The organism is Cedecea sp. Ae19-4, from assembly GCF_059801165.1.
The window spans coordinates 928,916-945,623 of the sequence record NZ_JBCHWG010000001.1 but is presented as its reverse complement, the minus strand read 5'-3'; the positions used below and the strand labels follow the sequence as shown (position 1 = coordinate 945,623).

The window sequence follows — 16,708 nt, the reverse complement described above, 5'->3', positions numbered from 1 at the left end:
TGCTTCAGCAACCCGCCTGAGCGGGTTGCTTTTCCGTAGATTAAGCCCGTACATCACGAGTAACGGCTATCGGCATGGCCGCTGTTTCCTGCGGCACTGCCGGGGACGACACTTTGCGATATTTATCCAGCAGGTGAATCTGGATTTTGCGAAGCCGATCGCCGTTCAGACGATAAAAGCGAAAATAGAGCACCAGAGTGATGGCAAAGAATAACGTCGGCAGCGCAATCATGATGAACTGCATCCCGAGTATTGTTTCAGCCGACTGGGCGACGTTCGGCACATAGCCAATGACGCCTAAAACGACCGCGATAAAGAAGGCTGAAAACGCCGAGCCGCCCTTCACCACCATCGTCTGCACCGCATAGGCAATACTTTCGCAGCGAACGTTAAACTTGTATTCACCGTAATCAACGGTATCCGCCACCATAATCACCTGCAGCACCCAGAACAGCGCGGTACCGACGTTGAGGAATACGCCCGCAAGGCAGATGACCAGCACATTAGCCGAGCCCGTCAGCGCCATCACCAGCAGCACGCCCCCGCTGACCATCGGCAGAATCGAAGCCCCCGCCCACAGGATACGGCGGGACAGAGCTTTCGCCAGACGCGGGAAGAGCACCAGGGTGAGCAGGTTTGCCGCCCCGGCATAGGAAAGATAGTACGGGAACAGATCCGCATCCCCGACGACATAGGTGAAATAGTAAATGGCAAAGCCGGTAATAATATTGGAGGCGACGTTATAGGCCAGCGCCATCCCCAGCAGGCAAGAAAGCTGATCATTTTTATAGATAAGAGCGAGTATGGATTTCAGCGACAGCCGGGTGCTGTCCGCCGTGGCCTCGTTGTCTGACGAGAAAACCTCATGAACGTTACGCAGCGTGACAATTGTGGAAACGATAAAGAACGCGATCAGCACCAGCGTGAACATCTGAAAACCAAACCCGCGGTCAGCCCCACCCACATAGTTCACAAACGGCAGCGTTACCCCGGCAGTCACGAATCCAGCCAGGCTCGCAAAAAAACGCGGGAACGGCACCAGCTGTTCGCGTTCACGCTTATCCAGCGTGATGGTTGGCACCAGTGACCAGAACGGAATATCCATCAGGGTATAGGTCGTCCCCCAGAGGATGTAGGTCACGCAGACAAACACCACCTGGGTCGTCCCTTCAAAAAGGTGGGCGCTGAACAGTAAAAACAGTACCAGCGAGTTCGTGAGCGTGCCGAGCAGGATCCACGGCTTAAATTTGCCCCATCGCGATCGCGTGGCGTTCACAATCCAGCCCATCACCGGGTCGTTAAACGCGTTCCAGATTTTTGCCACCAGGAACAGGGTTCCTACCACGCCCACCGATAAACCTACGACATCGGTGTAATAGTACATCAGGTACATGTAGACGATACCGATGGCGAAATCCTTACCAAATGCACCGAATCCGTAACTGAGTTTTGTTGTCAGAGAGATGCTCATAGGGTACCGGGTCACCGTTACCAGCGCCCGCCTTCTGTTATTAGAAAGGTCAACGCCGGGGCTTATACCCGGCGTCGTTTTTTATTAGCGATGCAGCCAGGCTGGCAGCCAGTCTCCGTGCGCGGCGATCAGGTCATCCACCAGCGCATAAATCTCTTCGATGCCCAGAACTGCCGCGGTGTGAGGATCCATCATCGCCGCATGGTAAACGCGGTCACGATTTTCAGTCAGAATGGCCTCGGTCAGCAGCGTCTGCACGTTGATGTTGGTTTGCATCATGGCGGCCAGATGCGATGGGATCCCGCCAACTTTGGTGGGCTGGATCCCGTTGGCATCCACCAGGCAGGCGACCTCAACGCAGCTCCCCTGCGGCAGGTTATCGATAAGCCCGTCGTTACGGACATTGCCGTAAATTACGCTAGGCTCACCGGTCCAGATGGCATTCATAATCGTGCTGGCATACTCGCGCGACGGCTTAATATCTATGCGTTCCGCCGTTTTGTACTCTTCCAGCTCTTTATGCCAATTCGCCAGCTGTTCGACGCAGCGTTTCGGGTACTCATCCAGCGGCACTTTATAGCGCTCAATCAGATCTTCACGCCCCGGCTTGATAAACCACGGAGTATATTCCGCAAAATGCTCTGACGATTCGGTGACAAAATAGCCCAGCTTTTTAAACATCTCATAGCGCACAATATTCTGGCAGCGTTCATTGCCGTGAATATTCGGTTTCGGGGCCTGGCCCGCTTCATAAGCTGCGAGCAGTTCTGGATAGAGGTTGACGTAATGCCCTTCCGCAGTTTTGCGTTCCAGCTCAAGGTAGAACGCCATATGGTTAATCCCGGCACTGCGGTAGCGCAGCGTGGCCGGGTCAATGTTCAGATCACGGGCCAGCTCTTCCGCCGTGCCCTGCACCGAATGACAGAGGCCCACTTGCTTGATATGCGGGTAGCGGGCATACATTGCCCAGGTGTTCATCGCCATCGGGTTAACGTAGTTGAGCATCGTCGCATTCGGGCACACTTCGGTCATATCGTCGCAGATCCGCCACAGATGCGGGATGGTGCGCAGGGCGCGCATAATGCCGCCGGGGCCTAGCGTATCGGCAATAGTTTGCTCCAGCCCATGACGCTTACAAACCTCAAAATCGGTAACGGTACAAGGCTCATAGCCGCCAATCTGGAACGCCACCACCACGAAATCCGCCCCTTGCAGCGCTGTTTTTTGATCGGTGTGACAGGTGATGTAGCCGGATGCCCCGGCGGAATCCATCAGTTTGCGCACCACGATGTGTGACTCTTCCAGACGCGTCTCGTCAATATCCATCAGCGCAATGTGTGCCGACCGGAGCGCTTCGCGATGAAAAACATCGCCCAGAATATTTTTGACGAAGATGGTCGAACCCGCGCCGATAAAGGTAATTTTTGGGGCTGTCATTATCACTCTCCAGAACAGTAGGTAACGTCTTCATCGTGGCACGCGCCCCCGGCAAAAACCTCCATCTTCCCCATGGAGCATTCCCGGAAACTCAGATCTGATGTCGATCGCTACAAAATCTGAGTTTTTGGGAATAAATAGACGGAAAAGCAGAGTATCCGGCCTGTTGGCCAGGCTAATATCAATTGGAGAGGCGGAGGCTGAATCCGTACTGATGGCATGATTCTGATAATTCAGGAAATGGAGCGACAATGATCGATGAGCCAATTACCTTTCTGCCGCCTGACCCGCATATGTGCAACGGCGATGAAAAGCAGACTCGCAGTCCGCTGTCACTCTATTCTGAATATCAGCGTATGGATATTGAGCTCCGTCGACCGCATGCTATGGCCGCCAGCCACTGGCACGGCCAGGTGGAGGTTAACGTGCCGTTTGACGGCGACGTGGAATATCTGATTAACAACGAAGTGGTGCAGATCAAACAGGGCCATATCACGATGTTCTGGGCTTGTACGCCGCATCAGTTAACGCGCCCGGGCAACTGCCGGCAAATGGCGATTTTGAGCCTGCCGATGCACCTCTTTCTCTCCTGGCCACTGGATCGCGAACTCATTAACCACGTGACTCACGGCATGGTGGTGAAATCACTCGAGACTCAGCAGCTCAGCACCTTTGAAGTCCTGCGCTGGCAGCAGGAAGCCAACAGCCCCAACGAGCAGATCCGGCAGTTAGCGATCGATGAAATTGGTCTGATGCTTAAGCGCTTTAGCCTTTCGGGATGGCAGCCTATCCTGCTTAACAAAACCTCGCGCACCCACAAGAACAGCGTCTCACGTCACGCGCAATTCTATGTCAGCCAGATGCTGGGCTTTATTGCCGATAATTACGATCAGGCGCTGACCATCAACGACGTCGCAGATCACGTAAAACTCAATGCCAACTATGCAATGGGTATTTTCCAGCGCGTCATGCAGCTCACGTTAAAACAGTACATTACGGTGATGCGCGTTAATCACGTACGCGCGCTGCTCAGCGACACCGACAAAACCATCCTCGATGTGGCGATGACCGCGGGGTTCCGATCCAGTAGCCGATTCTATAGCACCTTCAGCCGCTACGTCGGTATGTCACCCCAGCAATATCGCAAGCTCAGCCAGCAGAAACGACAAATGCTCTGAACCGCATCTATCGCTATTTTCAGCGGTTGCACTCGCGCCGCCATCACGGATAATAAGTAGAGAAAATTTATATTATTACCGTGAAAACACGGCTTTCTGGAGAACGCGCGCTGACTATGCCTGAACATGCCCGTTACGACCTACCGAGTAAACCCGCAGAACAACGCCTGCTGGGCGAGCTGACCGGTTCAGCCTGCGCGACCGAAGTCGCCGAAATCGTTGAACGCCATAGCGGCCCGGTGGTGCTGATTGCCCCGGATATGCAGAACGCGCTGCGCCTGCACGATGAAATCACCCAGTTCACCGACAACCTGGTGGTCAATCTCGCCGACTGGGAAACGCTGCCGTACGACAGCTTCTCGCCGCATCAGGAAATCATCTCCTCGCGCCTGTCCACGCTTTACCAGCTGCCGACCATGCAGCGCGGCGTGCTGATCATGCCGGTGAACACGCTGATGCAGCGCGTTTGCCCGCACAGCTACCTGCACGGCCACGCGCTGGTGATGAAAAAAGGCCAGCGCCTGTCACGGGATAACCTGCGCGCGCAGCTGGAACAGGCCGGGTATCGCAGCGTCGACCAGGTAATGGAGCACGGCGAATTTGCCACCCGTGGCGCCCTGCTTGACCTCTACCCGATGGGCAGCGCCCAACCGTACCGCATTGACTTCTTTGACGATGAAATCGACAGCCTGCGCGTCTTCGATGTGGATTCTCAGCGCACGCTGGAAGAAGTGGACGCCATCAATCTGCTGCCGGCCCATGAATTCCCGACCGACAAAAACGCCATTGAGCTGTTCCGCAGCCAGTGGCGCGACAAGTTCGACGTCAAGCGCGACGCCGAACATATCTACCAGCAGGTGAGCAAAGGCACGCTGCCTGCCGGGATCGAATACTGGCAGCCGCTGTTCTTCAGCGAACCGCTGCCGACGCTGTTTAGCTATTTCCCGGCCAACACGCTGCTGGTGAACACCGGCGATCTGGAAGCCAGCGCCGAGCGCTTCTGGCTGGACGCAAACGCCCGCTTTGAAAATCGCGGCGTGGATCCTATGCGCCCTCTTCTGCCGCCGGAGGATCTGTGGCTGAAAACCGACTCGCTGTTTAGCGAGCTGAAAGCCTGGCCGCGCGTGCAGCTCAAAACGGATTCGCTGGCGAAGAAAGCCGCCAACGTGAATCTGGGTTACAAGGCACTGCCGGATCTGGCCGTGCAGGCGCAGCAAAAAGCCCCGCTGGACAGCCTGCGGAAGTTCCTTGAGTCCTTCACCGGGCCGGTGATTTTCTCTGTCGAAAGCGAAGGCCGCCGTGAAGCGCTGGGCGAACTGCTGGGCCGCATCAAAATCGCACCAAAACGCATTTACCGCCTGGAAGAAGCCGAAAATAACGGCCGCTATCTGATGATCGGCGCCAGCGAGCACGGCTTTATTGATACCCTGCGCAACCGGGCGCTGATTTGCGAAAGCGACCTGCTGGGCGAGCGCGTCAGCCGCCGTCGCCAGGACAGCCGCCGCACCATTAACCCGGACACGCTGATCCGCAACCTGGCCGAGCTGCATGCGGGCCAGCCGGTGGTTCACCTGGAGCACGGCGTGGGCCGTTACGCCGGGCTGACCACGCTGGAAGCCGGGGGCATTACCGCCGAATACCTGATGCTGACCTACGCGGGCGACGCCAAACTTTACGTCCCGGTTTCGTCCCTGCACCTGATCAGCCGCTACGCGGGCGGCGCCGACGAAAATGCGCCGCTGCACAAGCTGGGCAGCGATGCCTGGTCCCGCGCCCGCCAAAAAGCAGCGGAGAAAGTGCGCGATGTCGCCGCTGAACTGCTGGATATCTATGCGATGCGCGCCGCCAAAGAAGGCTTTGCCTTTAAGCACGATCGCGAGCAGTACCAGCTGTTCTGTGACAGCTTCCCGTTCGAAACTACCCCGGACCAGGCTCAGGCCATCAACGCCGTGCTGAGTGACATGTGTCGCCCGCTGGCGATGGACAGGCTGGTGTGTGGTGACGTGGGCTTCGGTAAAACCGAAGTTGCGATGCGTGCCGCATTCCTGGCAGTGGAGAACAACAAACAGGTGGCGGTGCTGGTGCCGACGACCCTGCTGGCTCAGCAGCACTACGACAACTTCCGCGACCGCTTCGCCAACTGGCCGGTGCGCATTGAAATGCTTTCCCGCTTCCGCAGCGCCAAAGAACAGACTCAAATTCTGGAACAGGCCAGCGAAGGGAAAATCGATATTCTGATCGGCACCCACAAGCTGCTGCAGGCCGACGTGAAATGGCGCGATCTTGGGCTGTTGATTGTCGATGAAGAGCACCGCTTTGGCGTGCGCCACAAAGAGCGCATCAAAGCGATGCGCGCCGACGTGGATATTCTGACGCTGACCGCAACGCCTATTCCGCGAACCCTGAATATGGCAATGAGCGGCATGCGCGACTTGTCGATTATCGCCACGCCTCCGGCACGCCGCCTGGCGGTGAAAACCTTCGTGCGCGAGTACGACAATCTGGTGGTGCGGGAAGCCATCCTGCGTGAAGTGCTGCGCGGTGGCCAGGTGTATTACCTTTTCAACGACGTCGAAAACATTCAGAAAGCCGCCGATAAGCTGGCTGAACTGGTGCCAGAAGCGCGGATTGCCATCGGCCACGGCCAGATGCGCGAGCGCGAGCTGGAGCGGGTGATGAACGACTTCCACCACCAGCGTTTTAACGTGCTGGTGTGCACCACGATCATCGAAACCGGGATCGATATTCCGACCGCCAATACCATCATCATCGAGCGGGCCGACCACTTTGGCCTGGCGCAGCTTCACCAGCTGCGTGGCCGCGTCGGGCGTTCTCACCACCAGGCCTATGCCTGGCTGCTGACGCCGCACCCGAAGGCAATGACCACGGACGCGCAAAAACGCCTGGAGGCCATTGCCTCGCTGGAAGATTTAGGTGCCGGGTTCGCGTTAGCCACCCACGACCTGGAAATTCGCGGCGCGGGCGAGCTGCTGGGGGAAGATCAGAGCGGGCAGATGGAAACTATCGGCTTCTCGCTGTACATGGAGCTGCTGGAAAACGCCGTCGATGCGCTGAAAGAGGGCCGCGAGCCCTCGCTGGAAGATCTCACCAACAGCCAGACAGAGGTCGAGCTGCGAATGCCCGCCCTGCTGCCGGATGATTTTATTCCCGACGTTAATACGCGCCTGTCGTTCTACAAACGCATCGCCAGCGCCAAAGGCGAGCACGAGCTGGACGAGCTGAAAGTTGAGCTGATAGACCGATTTGGCCTTCTGCCGGATGCGGCACGTAATCTGCTGGACATCGCCGCGCTGCGCCAGCAGGCACAGAAGCTGGGCGTGCGTAAGATTGAGGGCAATGAAAAAGGCGGCACCATCGAGTTCGCGGAGAAAAACCACGTTGACCCGGTATGGCTGATTGGCCTGCTGCAGAAGCAGCCGCAGCATTACCGCCTTGACGGCCCTACCCGACTGAAGTTCTTCCAGGAGCTTGAGGACAGGAAAACGCGCATGGAATGGGTGCGTAACTTTATGCGCAGCCTGGCGGAAAACGCCGCAGCCTGACGCCTCTGCGCCTTACCGCCCGGTAAGGCGCAATTTTCTGTGGCATTTACACACTCTTTGCAATCCCCAGGACTTCCCGACACGCAGCTCAGCGATAATTGGCGTTTATCTGCCTCAAAAATTAACCATTAAAATCGCAGGGTTTAAGCTATGTTTGCTTCGCATACTTTGTCTTTCCGCCGCTGGTTTACCGCCGCCGCCTTACTGGGTGCCGCGGCCATAGCGCTGCCCGCCAGCGCTAACGATTATCCGCTTCCCGCTGCTAACAGCCGCCTGATCGGCAAAAACCTGTTCCATCAGGTTGAAAACGACGGCGGTTCGCTGGAGGCCATTGCCAAAAAGTACAACGTCGGTTTCCTGGCGTTGCTGCAGGCCAACCCGGGCGTGGATCCTTATGTGCCCCGCGCCGGGAGCGTGCTGACCATCCCGCGCCAGATGCTGCTGCCGGACGTCCCACGCGAGGGCATCGTGATTAACCTCGCCGAACTGCGTCTGTACTATTTCCCGGCAGGGAAAAACAGCGTCACCGTTTATCCGATTGGCATTGGCCAGCTGGGCGGAGACACGCTGACCCCGACGATGGTGACCAAAATTTCCGACAAACGGGCCAACCCGACCTGGACACCAACGGCCAATATTCGGGCGCGTTACCTGGCGCAGGGCATTAAGCTCCCGGCCGTGGTTCCTGCGGGGCCGGATAACCCGATGGGGCACCACGCGATTCGCCTGGCAGCGTTCGGCGGCGTTTACCTGCTGCACGGCACCAACGCCGACTTCGGCATCGGTATGCGCGTCAGCTCCGGCTGTATCCGCCTGCGCGACGGCGATATCAAAGCGCTGTTCAACACGGTTCCGGTCGGCACTTCAGTGCGCATCATCAACACGCCAATCAAAGCGTCCGTTGAGCCGGATGGCTCCCGCCTGGTTGAAGTTCACCAGCCGCTGTCCAAAGCGATTGATGATGACCCGAAAGTTCTGCCGATTGTGCTAAACGAGCAGATGACGCAGTTCCGCAACGCACCTAAAACCGATGCGCAGGTGATGGAACAGGCCATGGAGCACCGTTCCGGGATGCCGGTCAACGTCAATGCCCATGCGACTGACCAGCCGAACAACGAAATCTGAGTTCAGGTTTTATGCGTAAAAAAAGGCCCTGTCGATAGACAGGGCCTTTTGCTTGCAGTGGCATATAACGAATAAGGTCAAACGTATTGAGGGTTAACGTCTGGCTTATTTATAGATGACGGCAGTACCGTGCAGGGTGTTCGGACCGTTAACGGAGGTAATACGGAACGATTTAGCGCCCATTGCATCGGCCTTCGCGGCCAACTGTTCTTCCAGGGAAGAGAGGTTGCTGCCCGCATTGGCGCTGATGGTGCCAACTTTTTGCTGACCAGCAGGGGTAGCAGAAACTTCAACCGCCGCAAAGCTTGCAAATGAGAGTGAGCTAATCACAGCGGCAGCGAACAGAGTAGTTAAGGTTTTCATGATTCAGGTCCTAAGCAGGTGAACGTTAGGTCGTTAAACTTAATTAGTTAACGATCGATAATTAAATCATAATCGTGATCCACATCACACGTCAACATATTTTAATAACGACCGTTAATTAATTAAAAAAAGCGCTATTTTTCATTGTGATAAGAAATAATTATTTTTCATAACGTGGCACTGGCTACCGCCGCCGATTATTTTTATAATAAGTGTTCACTAATTAGACAGAGGTTAAACGGCAGGTATGGCAACCGAGACTTTAAGTTGCAGCAAAAAAAGCCGTGGCCGTCCAAAAGTGTTTGACAGGGAAGCAGCACTCGACAAGGCCATGACACTCTTCTGGCAGCATGGCTATGAAGCAACATCCATGGCGCATCTGGTAGAAGCCACCGGGGCAAAGGCCCCAACGCTCTACGCGGAGTTCATCAACAAAGAAGGCCTGTTCCGCGCGGTGCTGGATCGCTATATCGCGCGCTTTGCGGCAAAGCACGAGGCCTGCCTGTTCTGTGAAGAGCAGACCATGGAAGCCGCGCTGGAGAACTATCTTTCCGCGGTCGCACAATGTTTTACCGACAAGAGCACGCCCGCTGGTTGCTTTATCATTTGCACCTCATCCGTGCTGGCCGCGTCGTCGGAAGACATCGCCGCAACGATAAAAGCCCGCCATGCCGTGCAGGAACAAACTCTGGTGCGTTTCCTTGAAATGCGCCAGCAAAAAGGCGAGATCCCGGCGGAACGTAACATTCGCTGCCTGGCAAAATACCTGTGCTGCATCATTCAGGGGATGTCGGTCAGCGCGCGCGAGAACGCCAGCTATGAAGAGTTAATGCAGATTGTGAAAACCACGGTGATGTTGATGCCGCAGTTGAAGAAGATCTGATCCAAGGCGGCCAATGGCCGCCCTTTTCACTAGCGAACTCGCCCTTTCGCCCAGTAGGCCATAAAGTTAATGGCTTCGTGCTCAACGCCACGTTCGCCAATCAAATGGCGGCGCAGCAGCTTAACCACCGTCGACTCCGCCGCTACCCAGCCGTAAAACTCGTTGCTACCGGTGGTGGCTTTATCCCACAGCAGTTCGCCTTCGGCCTCTTCCTGGACGGCTTCGTGATGGCCGCTTTCCGGCACCCTCGCCTGCATTTTTACCGCCTGAATCAGGCATTCGCCGTGGGTGGCAGAGACGGTTTTGCGCGGCAGCCAGTTGATCTCGGCGAAGCCATAGGCGCTTAAGTCCACGCAGTCCCCTTCGTCCGGCACCTCAAAAAAGGCCTGTATTTTTGGCGGCTGAGCCTGGCGAGCCAGCATTTCAAGAATGCCTCGTGCGGCGGGTAAAGCCGTCTCATCAGCGATAATCAGCGCATTGCGCAACCCGGCAGGCGGCGTCCATTCATAGCCGCCGCTGTCTTCCGGGTGGGCGGCGTTCGGGGCCACAATCTGGATAGCATCGCCGGGAACAGAATTAATCGCCCATGCGGAGGCCGGGCCTTCAGTGCCGTGGCTGACAAACTCCACCGTCACTTCCTGACGGGCAGGATCGACATGGCGCAGCGTATAGGTGCGGATCACCGGGCGCTTCTCTTTTGGCATCCCCTGGGCAATCTGATACCACTGCCCTTCGGCAGGCAGCGACGGCAGCGTTCCGTCTTCGGACGGAAACAGCATTTTAATACGTTGATCAGGCGAGTCACATTTCATCTGCGCCACATCAGGCCCGCTAAATACCAGGCTCAGCAGCGAAGGCGACACGGCCGTTTTCCGCGCCAGTTGAACGTTAAACAGACGATAGCCCTGAACTCCAGCCATAACTTTTCCTTACGCTTAAATTACAGAATGACGTGAACGGTGGCGGCTGCGCCAGATAACGCCGGACACCACGGTAAATAACACGGCGGCTAAAAAGGCCACCATAATCAGCGCTGCCTCAGCGCCCGTTTTTGATACCAGCGGCACCAGCATGGCACAAAGCCCGTAGCCCAGAGTGTGGCTGGTCGCCACCCAGCCGGCCCCGGCACCATCGGCGAGCTTGTCGTTCAGCAGCAGCTGATAGGCCGGGGTCGCCAGCGCGGCCCCAAACGACAGTACCGCGCAGCCGACGTAAAACAGCCACAGCTGAACGGAAATCATCATCGCCAGGCCAACGATCATCAGCAGCCCGGCGCTCAACAGGAGCCCCATTGGCTTCAGGCGCTGTGGCCGGAGAATGCCAAACTGTGCGGAGAGCGAAGCCACCGCGGCCAGGCTCAGCAGCCAGGCAACCTGATGGCTAATTGCGGCGGTATCCGTGGCAAACTGGCGACCAAGCGCCGGAGAGAGCCCCAGCTGCATCAGGCTGACCGAGGCCGAAAGCAGCAAGGCACACAGCAGATAAGGCAGGCAATCGGGCCGAAGACGAGCGCTTTTACGCTCGGCTGCGGGCTGCGGCGGCGTGCCCGGCAGACGCAACAGCATCACGAGCGCCAGCAGCGGGGCGACCATCAGAAGTCCCAACGGGGCGAGCGGATGAATCGCCAGCATGCCAGCGGCGCAAAGCGGGCCAAACAAGCGCCCGCTGCTCAGCCCGGAGCTGATCGTGGCCAGCGCCGCCATGCGCTTTCCTTCCCCGGCACGCTGCAGCGCCCAGACCTGGCAGGCCGGAACCATCGCCGACACGGTCAAGCCGTAGATAATCCTCGCCACAATCAATATGCCCAGCCCGAGATAACCCGCGACCGCATCCGTGGCCAGCAGCAGGCAGCCAAGTCCGAGCAGCATAAAGCTTGCGCCATAGCCTCCCAGCGCCCAAAGCACCACGGGCTTACTGCCGAGGCGCGCAATCTGTTTCCCCCACCACGGCGAGGACGGTAAAAACAGCATCGACCCAAGCGTTAGCAATGCCGCCCAGACGGACAGGCTCAGATGTGTCTGCATCACCAGCACAGGGATCGCGACCAGCAGGCCGTTTTGCCCGACGCCAAGTAGCCCGGCGCTCAGCGCAAGTGGCCAACAGGAAAGGGATTTTTGCGGCGAATCCGCCAGTTCTAGCGATGTCAAAATGTTACTAACCCGTGTGGTTATTGTGCGTATTTGTAAAATTAATTTTATCTATTCTAACAATTGTTATTGATAATGAGAAACGTTATCGGCAGAATTCGCATTATCATAACGCGTGGAAACTGTTTGATGATGACTTTGCCAAATAAAACTCTGGCCTGGGATGTGGCCGCACAGTGCTTTCTTAATTCCCTTGTCCGTGAAACCAGCGACTGGCGACTGACCGACAGCCACCCAGCCGAACTCATTATCCCCCTGGGGGAACAGCAGGCGCTCTACTTCAAAGTGGCCTATTTCTCTCCCACCCAGCATCACCGCTTCGAATTCCCGGCTCGTCTGGTCACTGCCACCGGCAGTCAGCCGATAGACTTCACCACCCTTTCCCAGCTGATTGTCGATAAACTCCAGCACCAGCAGATGCTGCCAGCCACCGGCTGCGAAGCGTTTTATCAGCGCGTAATGGAAAGCCATGCCCACACGCAGCAGGCGATTGAAGCCCGTCATGACTGGAATGGGCTGCGCGAAAAAGCGCTGAATTTTGGCGAAGCCGAGCAGGCATTGCTGGTGGGACACGCCTTTCACCCGGCGCCAAAATCCCACGAACCGTTTAACCAGCAGGAAGCCGAGCGCTATCTGCCTGACTTCGCCCCGCATTTCCCGCTGCGCTGGTTCGCCGTAGATAAAAGCTACCTGGCGGGCGAAAGTCTGCACCTCAATCTGCAGCAGCGCCTGACGCGCTTTGCGGCTGAAAATGCGCCGCAGCTGCTGAGCGAGCTCAGCGACAATCAATGGCTGTTCCCGCTGCATCCGTGGCAGGCCGGCTATCTGCTGGAGCAGGACTGGTGCCAGCAGCTGGTCGCCAAAGGTTTGGTGAAAGATTTAGGCGAAGCCGGTGCACCATGGCTGCCGACCACGTCATCACGCTCGCTTTACTGCGCCACCAGCCGCGACATGATCAAGTTTTCTCTGAGCGTGCGCCTGACCAACTCCGTGCGTACGCTGTCGGTAAAAGAAGTTAAACGCGGCATGCGCCTGGCGCGCCTGGCGCAAACTGACCGCTGGCAAACGCTGCAGGCCCGCTTCCCGACCTTCCGCGTGATGCAGGAAGACGGCTGGGCCGGACTGCGCGATCTCCACGGCAACATTATGGAAGAAAGCCTGTTTGCCCTGCGCGAAAACCTGCTGGTTGAGCAGCCGCAGAGCCAGACTAACGTCCTGGTTTCCCTGACCCAGTCAGCCCCGGACGGCGGAGATTCCCTGCTGGTTGCCGCCGTGAACCGCCTGAGCTCTCGCCTTAGGATCACGCCGAAACAGGCTGCACACGCCTGGGTCGACGCCTATTGCCAGCAGGTGCTGAAGCCGCTGTTTACCGCCGAAGCGGATTACGGCCTGGTTCTCCTCGCTCACCAGCAAAATATTCTGGTGGAGATGCAGCAGGATCTGCCGGTCGGGCTTATCTACCGCGACTGCCAGGGCAGCGCTTTTATGCCGCATGCCGCAGGCTGGCTCGACATGATTGGCGAAGCACAGGCGGAAAACGTCTTCACCCGCGAACAGCTGCTGCGCTACTTCCCTTACTACCTGCTGGTCAATTCGACCTTCGCCGTGACCGCCGCGCTGGGTGCTGCAGGGCTGGATAGCGAAGTGAACCTGATGAGCCGTGTACGCAGCGCGCTTAGCGCCGTGCGTGACGAGGTGACGCATAAAACCTGCCTCGACTACGTGCTGGAAAGCCCGCACTGGAACGTGAAGGGGAACTTCTTCTGCTACCTGCACGACCATAACGAAAACACCATCATCGATCCTTCGGTGATTTACTTCGACTTTGTAAACCCGCTGCTGGCTCAGGAGGGCTGAATGTTTCAGGCATCTATTGTTCACGGCGGCCACGGGCTGCGCTGTGAAAAGCTCAATAAGCCTCTGAATCTGAGCTGGGGCCAGGACGGCGGCGCGGTCCTGCACTGGCCGGGCGAACTGCCTGCAGGCTGGCTGCGCGATGCGCTGGATCAGATGTTCGTCGCGGCGCCGCAGCTTACTTCCATCGTGCTGCCTTACGCCGAATGGCGGGAAGAACCGCAGGCGCTGGTGCTGTTCGATCTGCTGAAAAGCGACATCGTTCACCGCGCAACCTTCTGGCAGCAACCGCTGTGGCTCAGCGCTCCGGCGAAGCATGCTTCCGGCGAAATGGTATTTGACGCTGAGCGCGAGATCTATTACCCGCTGCGCCCTGCCCGCCCGTCCGGGGAAGTTTACCGCCGCTACGATCCGCGCGTTCGCAAAACGCTGAGTTTCCGCGTGGCCGATCCGGCGTTGGACGCAGAACGTTTTACCCGCTGGATGAACGATCCGCGCGTGGACTATTTCTGGGAGCAAAGCGGCTCGCGGGAGGTACAAACCGCGTATCTGGAGCGCCAGCTCACCGGAAAACATGCGTTTCCGCTGATCGGCTGCTTTGACGACCAGCCGTTCAGCTACTTCGAAATTTACTGGGCAGCGGAAGATCGCATCGGCCGCCATTACCCGTGGCAGCCGTTTGATCGCGGCCTGCATCTGCTGGTGGGCGAGCAGCAGTGGCGCGGCGCGCACTATGTACAAAGCTGGCTGCGTGGCTTAACCCACTACCTTCTGCTGGACGATCCGCGCACGCAGCGCACCGTGCTGGAGCCGCGCGCCGACAACCAGCGCCTGTTCAAGCATCTGGAGCCTGCGGGCTATGTGACGCGCAAGGAATTTGACTTCCCGCACAAGCGTTCACGCCTGGTCATGGCTAACCGCCACAACTTCTTTAGCGAGGTAGGCCTGTAATGAATCGCAAGGATTGGGATTTCGTTAACCGCCAGCTGGTAGCCAAAATGCTGGCTGAGCTGGAGTACGAGCAGGTTTTTCAGGCCGAATCGCTGGGCGAAAATCGCTACTGCATCAGCTTAGCCGGGGCCGAGTGGCATTTTAACGCCGAGCGCGGCATCTGGGGCTGGCTGTGGGTAGACGCGCAAACGCTGCGCTGTGCGGACGAGCCTGTGCTAGCGCAGACGCTGCTCATGCAGCTCAAGCCGGTGTTGTCGATGAGCGACGCCACCGTGGCCGAGCATATGCAGGATCTGTACGCCACGCTGCTGGGCGACCTGCAGCTGCTGAAAGCGCGCCGCGGCATGAGCGCTGATAACCTGATCGATCTCGACGCTGACCGCCTGCAGTGCCTGCTGAGCGGCCACCCGAAATTCGCCTTTAACAAAGGGCGTCGCGGCTGGGGCAAAGAGGCGCTGGAGCGCTATGCGCCGGAGTATGCCAATACCTTCCAGCTGCACTGGCTGGCGGTTAAACGCGAACATATGGTCTGGCGCTGCGATAGCGAACTGGATATTCAGCAGCTTATCGCCGCCGCGATGGACGAGCAGGAGCTGGCCCGCTTTACGCAGGCGTGGCAGAACAATGGCCTGGATGATAACTGGCTGCCGCTGCCGGTGCATCCGTGGCAGTGGCAGCAGAAAATTGCGCTGGATTTCTTGGCCGATCTCGCCGAAGGCAAGATGGTGTCTCTGGGCGAATTTGGCGATCAGTGGCTGGCCCAGCAGTCGCTGCGCACCCTGACCAACGCCAGCCGCCAGGGCGGGTTAGACATCAAGCTGCCGCTGACGATTTACAACACCTCCTGCTACCGCGGTATTCCGGGCAAGTACATTGCCGCCGGGCCCCTGGCTTCCCGCTGGCTGCAGAACGTCTTTGCTACCGACAGCACGCTGGTGAAAACCGGGGCGGTGATCCTCGGCGAACCGGCTGCTGGCTATGTTTCTCATGAGGGCTACGCCGCGCTGGCTCAGGCGCCCTATCGCTACCAGGAGATGCTGGGCGTTATCTGGCGCGAGAACCCGACCCGCTGGCTGAAGCCTGACGAGACGCCGATTCTGATGGCGACCCTGATGGAGTGCGACGAAAACAATCAGCCGCTGATCGGGGCCTATATTGCCCGCTCCGGCATGGATGCAGAAGCCTGGCTGACGCAGATGTTCCGCGTGGTGGTGGTGCCGCTGTATCACCTGCTCTGCCGCTATGGCGTGGCGCTGATCGCCCATGGACAAAATATTACGCTCGCCATGAAAGACGGCGTGCCGCAGCGCGTGCTGCTGAAAGATTTTCAGGGCGATATGCGTCTGGTGAAGGATGAGTTCCCGGAGATGGACTCCCTGCCTCAGGAAGTGCGGGATGTGACCGCCCGCCTGAGCGCCGACTATTTAATTCATGATTTGCAGACCGGCCATTTTGTGACGGTACTGCGTTTTGTTTCGCCGCTCATGGCCCGCCTTGGCGTGCCGGAGAGACGCTTTTATCAGCTGCTGGCCGCAGTGTTGAGTGATTACATGCAGGAACACCCGCAAATGTCGGCGCGTTTTGCGCTTTTCTCACTCTTTAAGCCACAAATCATCCGCGTTGTGCTGAACCCGGTAAAACTGACCTGGCCTGACCAGGACGGCGGCAGCCGCATGCTGCCGAATTACCTCGAGGATCTGCAAAACCCGCTGTGGCTGGTAACCAGGGATTGAATT

General features: G+C 57.8%; 12 protein-coding genes. 7 read left to right on the top strand and 5 right to left on the bottom strand.

What is annotated here, in order from left to right; all coding sequences use genetic code 11:
• Positions 1–40: 40 nt before the first annotated feature.
• Both melB and melA read right to left on the bottom strand, forming a co-directional pair.
• Positions 41–1,471 (bottom strand): melibiose:sodium transporter MelB, encoded by a 1,431-nt coding sequence (gene melB, locus AAIE02_RS04475; protein ID WP_166993790.1) that lies wholly within the window; start codon positions 1,469–1,471, stop codon positions 41–43.
• An 84-nt stretch (positions 1,472–1,555) separates the two neighbouring features.
• Entirely contained in the window at positions 1,556–2,911 is a 1,356-nt protein-coding gene (gene melA / locus AAIE02_RS04470) for an alpha-galactosidase (RefSeq protein WP_085938872.1), read from the bottom strand.
• A 248-nt stretch (positions 2,912–3,159) separates the two neighbouring features.
• Here melA and melR point away from each other — a divergent pair, with 248 nt between their 5' ends.
• The 3 genes from melR to ldtC all read left to right on the top strand — a co-directional run bounded on the left by melR (position 3,160) and on the right by ldtC (position 8,774).
• The gene (melR, locus tag AAIE02_RS04465) at positions 3,160–4,086 is read left to right on the top strand and encodes a transcriptional regulator MelR (protein ID WP_166876527.1); all 927 of its coding nucleotides are present in this window, start codon (positions 3,160–3,162) and stop codon (positions 4,084–4,086) included.
• A gap of 116 nt (positions 4,087–4,202) precedes the next feature.
• Positions 4,203–7,649: a transcription-repair coupling factor gene (gene mfd, locus AAIE02_RS04460; RefSeq protein ID WP_166993788.1), complete on the top strand. Its 3,447-nt coding sequence runs from the start codon at positions 4,203–4,205 to the stop codon at positions 7,647–7,649.
• A gap of 150 nt (positions 7,650–7,799) precedes the next feature.
• Positions 7,800–8,774, top strand: a complete 975-nt coding sequence (gene ldtC / locus AAIE02_RS04455; protein ID WP_498532049.1) for a L,D-transpeptidase LdtC — start codon at positions 7,800–7,802, stop codon at positions 8,772–8,774.
• Between the two features lie 105 nt (positions 8,775–8,879).
• Here ldtC and bhsA read toward each other — a convergent pair whose 3' ends face one another.
• Positions 8,880–9,137 (bottom strand): multiple stress resistance protein BhsA, encoded by a 258-nt coding sequence (gene bhsA / locus AAIE02_RS04450; RefSeq protein ID WP_008453418.1) that lies wholly within the window; start codon positions 9,135–9,137, stop codon positions 8,880–8,882.
• Between the two features lie 247 nt (positions 9,138–9,384).
• Here bhsA and AAIE02_RS04445 point away from each other — a divergent pair, with 247 nt between their 5' ends.
• Entirely contained in the window at positions 9,385–10,020 is a 636-nt protein-coding gene (locus AAIE02_RS04445) for a TetR/AcrR family transcriptional regulator (RefSeq protein ID WP_008453420.1), read from the top strand.
• 29 nt (positions 10,021–10,049) lie between these two features.
• On the opposite strand, the gene AAIE02_RS04440 is transcribed toward AAIE02_RS04445, so the two are convergent.
• Together AAIE02_RS04440 and AAIE02_RS04435 are read right to left on the bottom strand one after the other, a co-directional pair.
• Positions 10,050–10,940 (bottom strand): siderophore-interacting protein, encoded by an 891-nt coding sequence (locus AAIE02_RS04440; RefSeq protein ID WP_336817755.1) that lies wholly within the window; start codon positions 10,938–10,940, stop codon positions 10,050–10,052.
• Positions 10,941–10,955: 15 nt separating this feature from the next.
• Positions 10,956–12,167: an MFS transporter gene (locus AAIE02_RS04435; RefSeq protein ID WP_166875117.1), complete on the bottom strand. Its 1,212-nt coding sequence runs from the start codon at positions 12,165–12,167 to the stop codon at positions 10,956–10,958.
• Positions 12,168–12,299: 132 nt separating this feature from the next.
• Here AAIE02_RS04435 and iucA point away from each other — a divergent pair, with 132 nt between their 5' ends.
• Genes iucA through iucC form a run of 3 tightly spaced genes read left to right on the top strand, consistent with a single transcriptional unit; the run spans position 12,300 to position 16,705 of the window.
• On the top strand, positions 12,300–14,024 hold the full coding sequence (gene iucA / locus AAIE02_RS04430) for an aerobactin synthase IucA (RefSeq protein WP_498532660.1): 1,725 nt from the start codon (positions 12,300–12,302) through the stop codon (positions 14,022–14,024).
• Positions 14,025–14,972, top strand: coding sequence for a N(6)-hydroxylysine O-acetyltransferase (gene iucB / locus AAIE02_RS04425; protein ID WP_498532048.1), 948 nt, complete (start codon positions 14,025–14,027; stop codon positions 14,970–14,972). It begins immediately after the preceding gene.
• Positions 14,972–16,705, top strand: coding sequence for an aerobactin synthase IucC (iucC, locus tag AAIE02_RS04420; RefSeq protein WP_498532047.1), 1,734 nt, complete (start codon positions 14,972–14,974; stop codon positions 16,703–16,705). Before iucB ends, iucC begins: the two co-directional genes overlap by 1 nt.
• Positions 16,706–16,708: the final 3 nt, after the last annotated feature.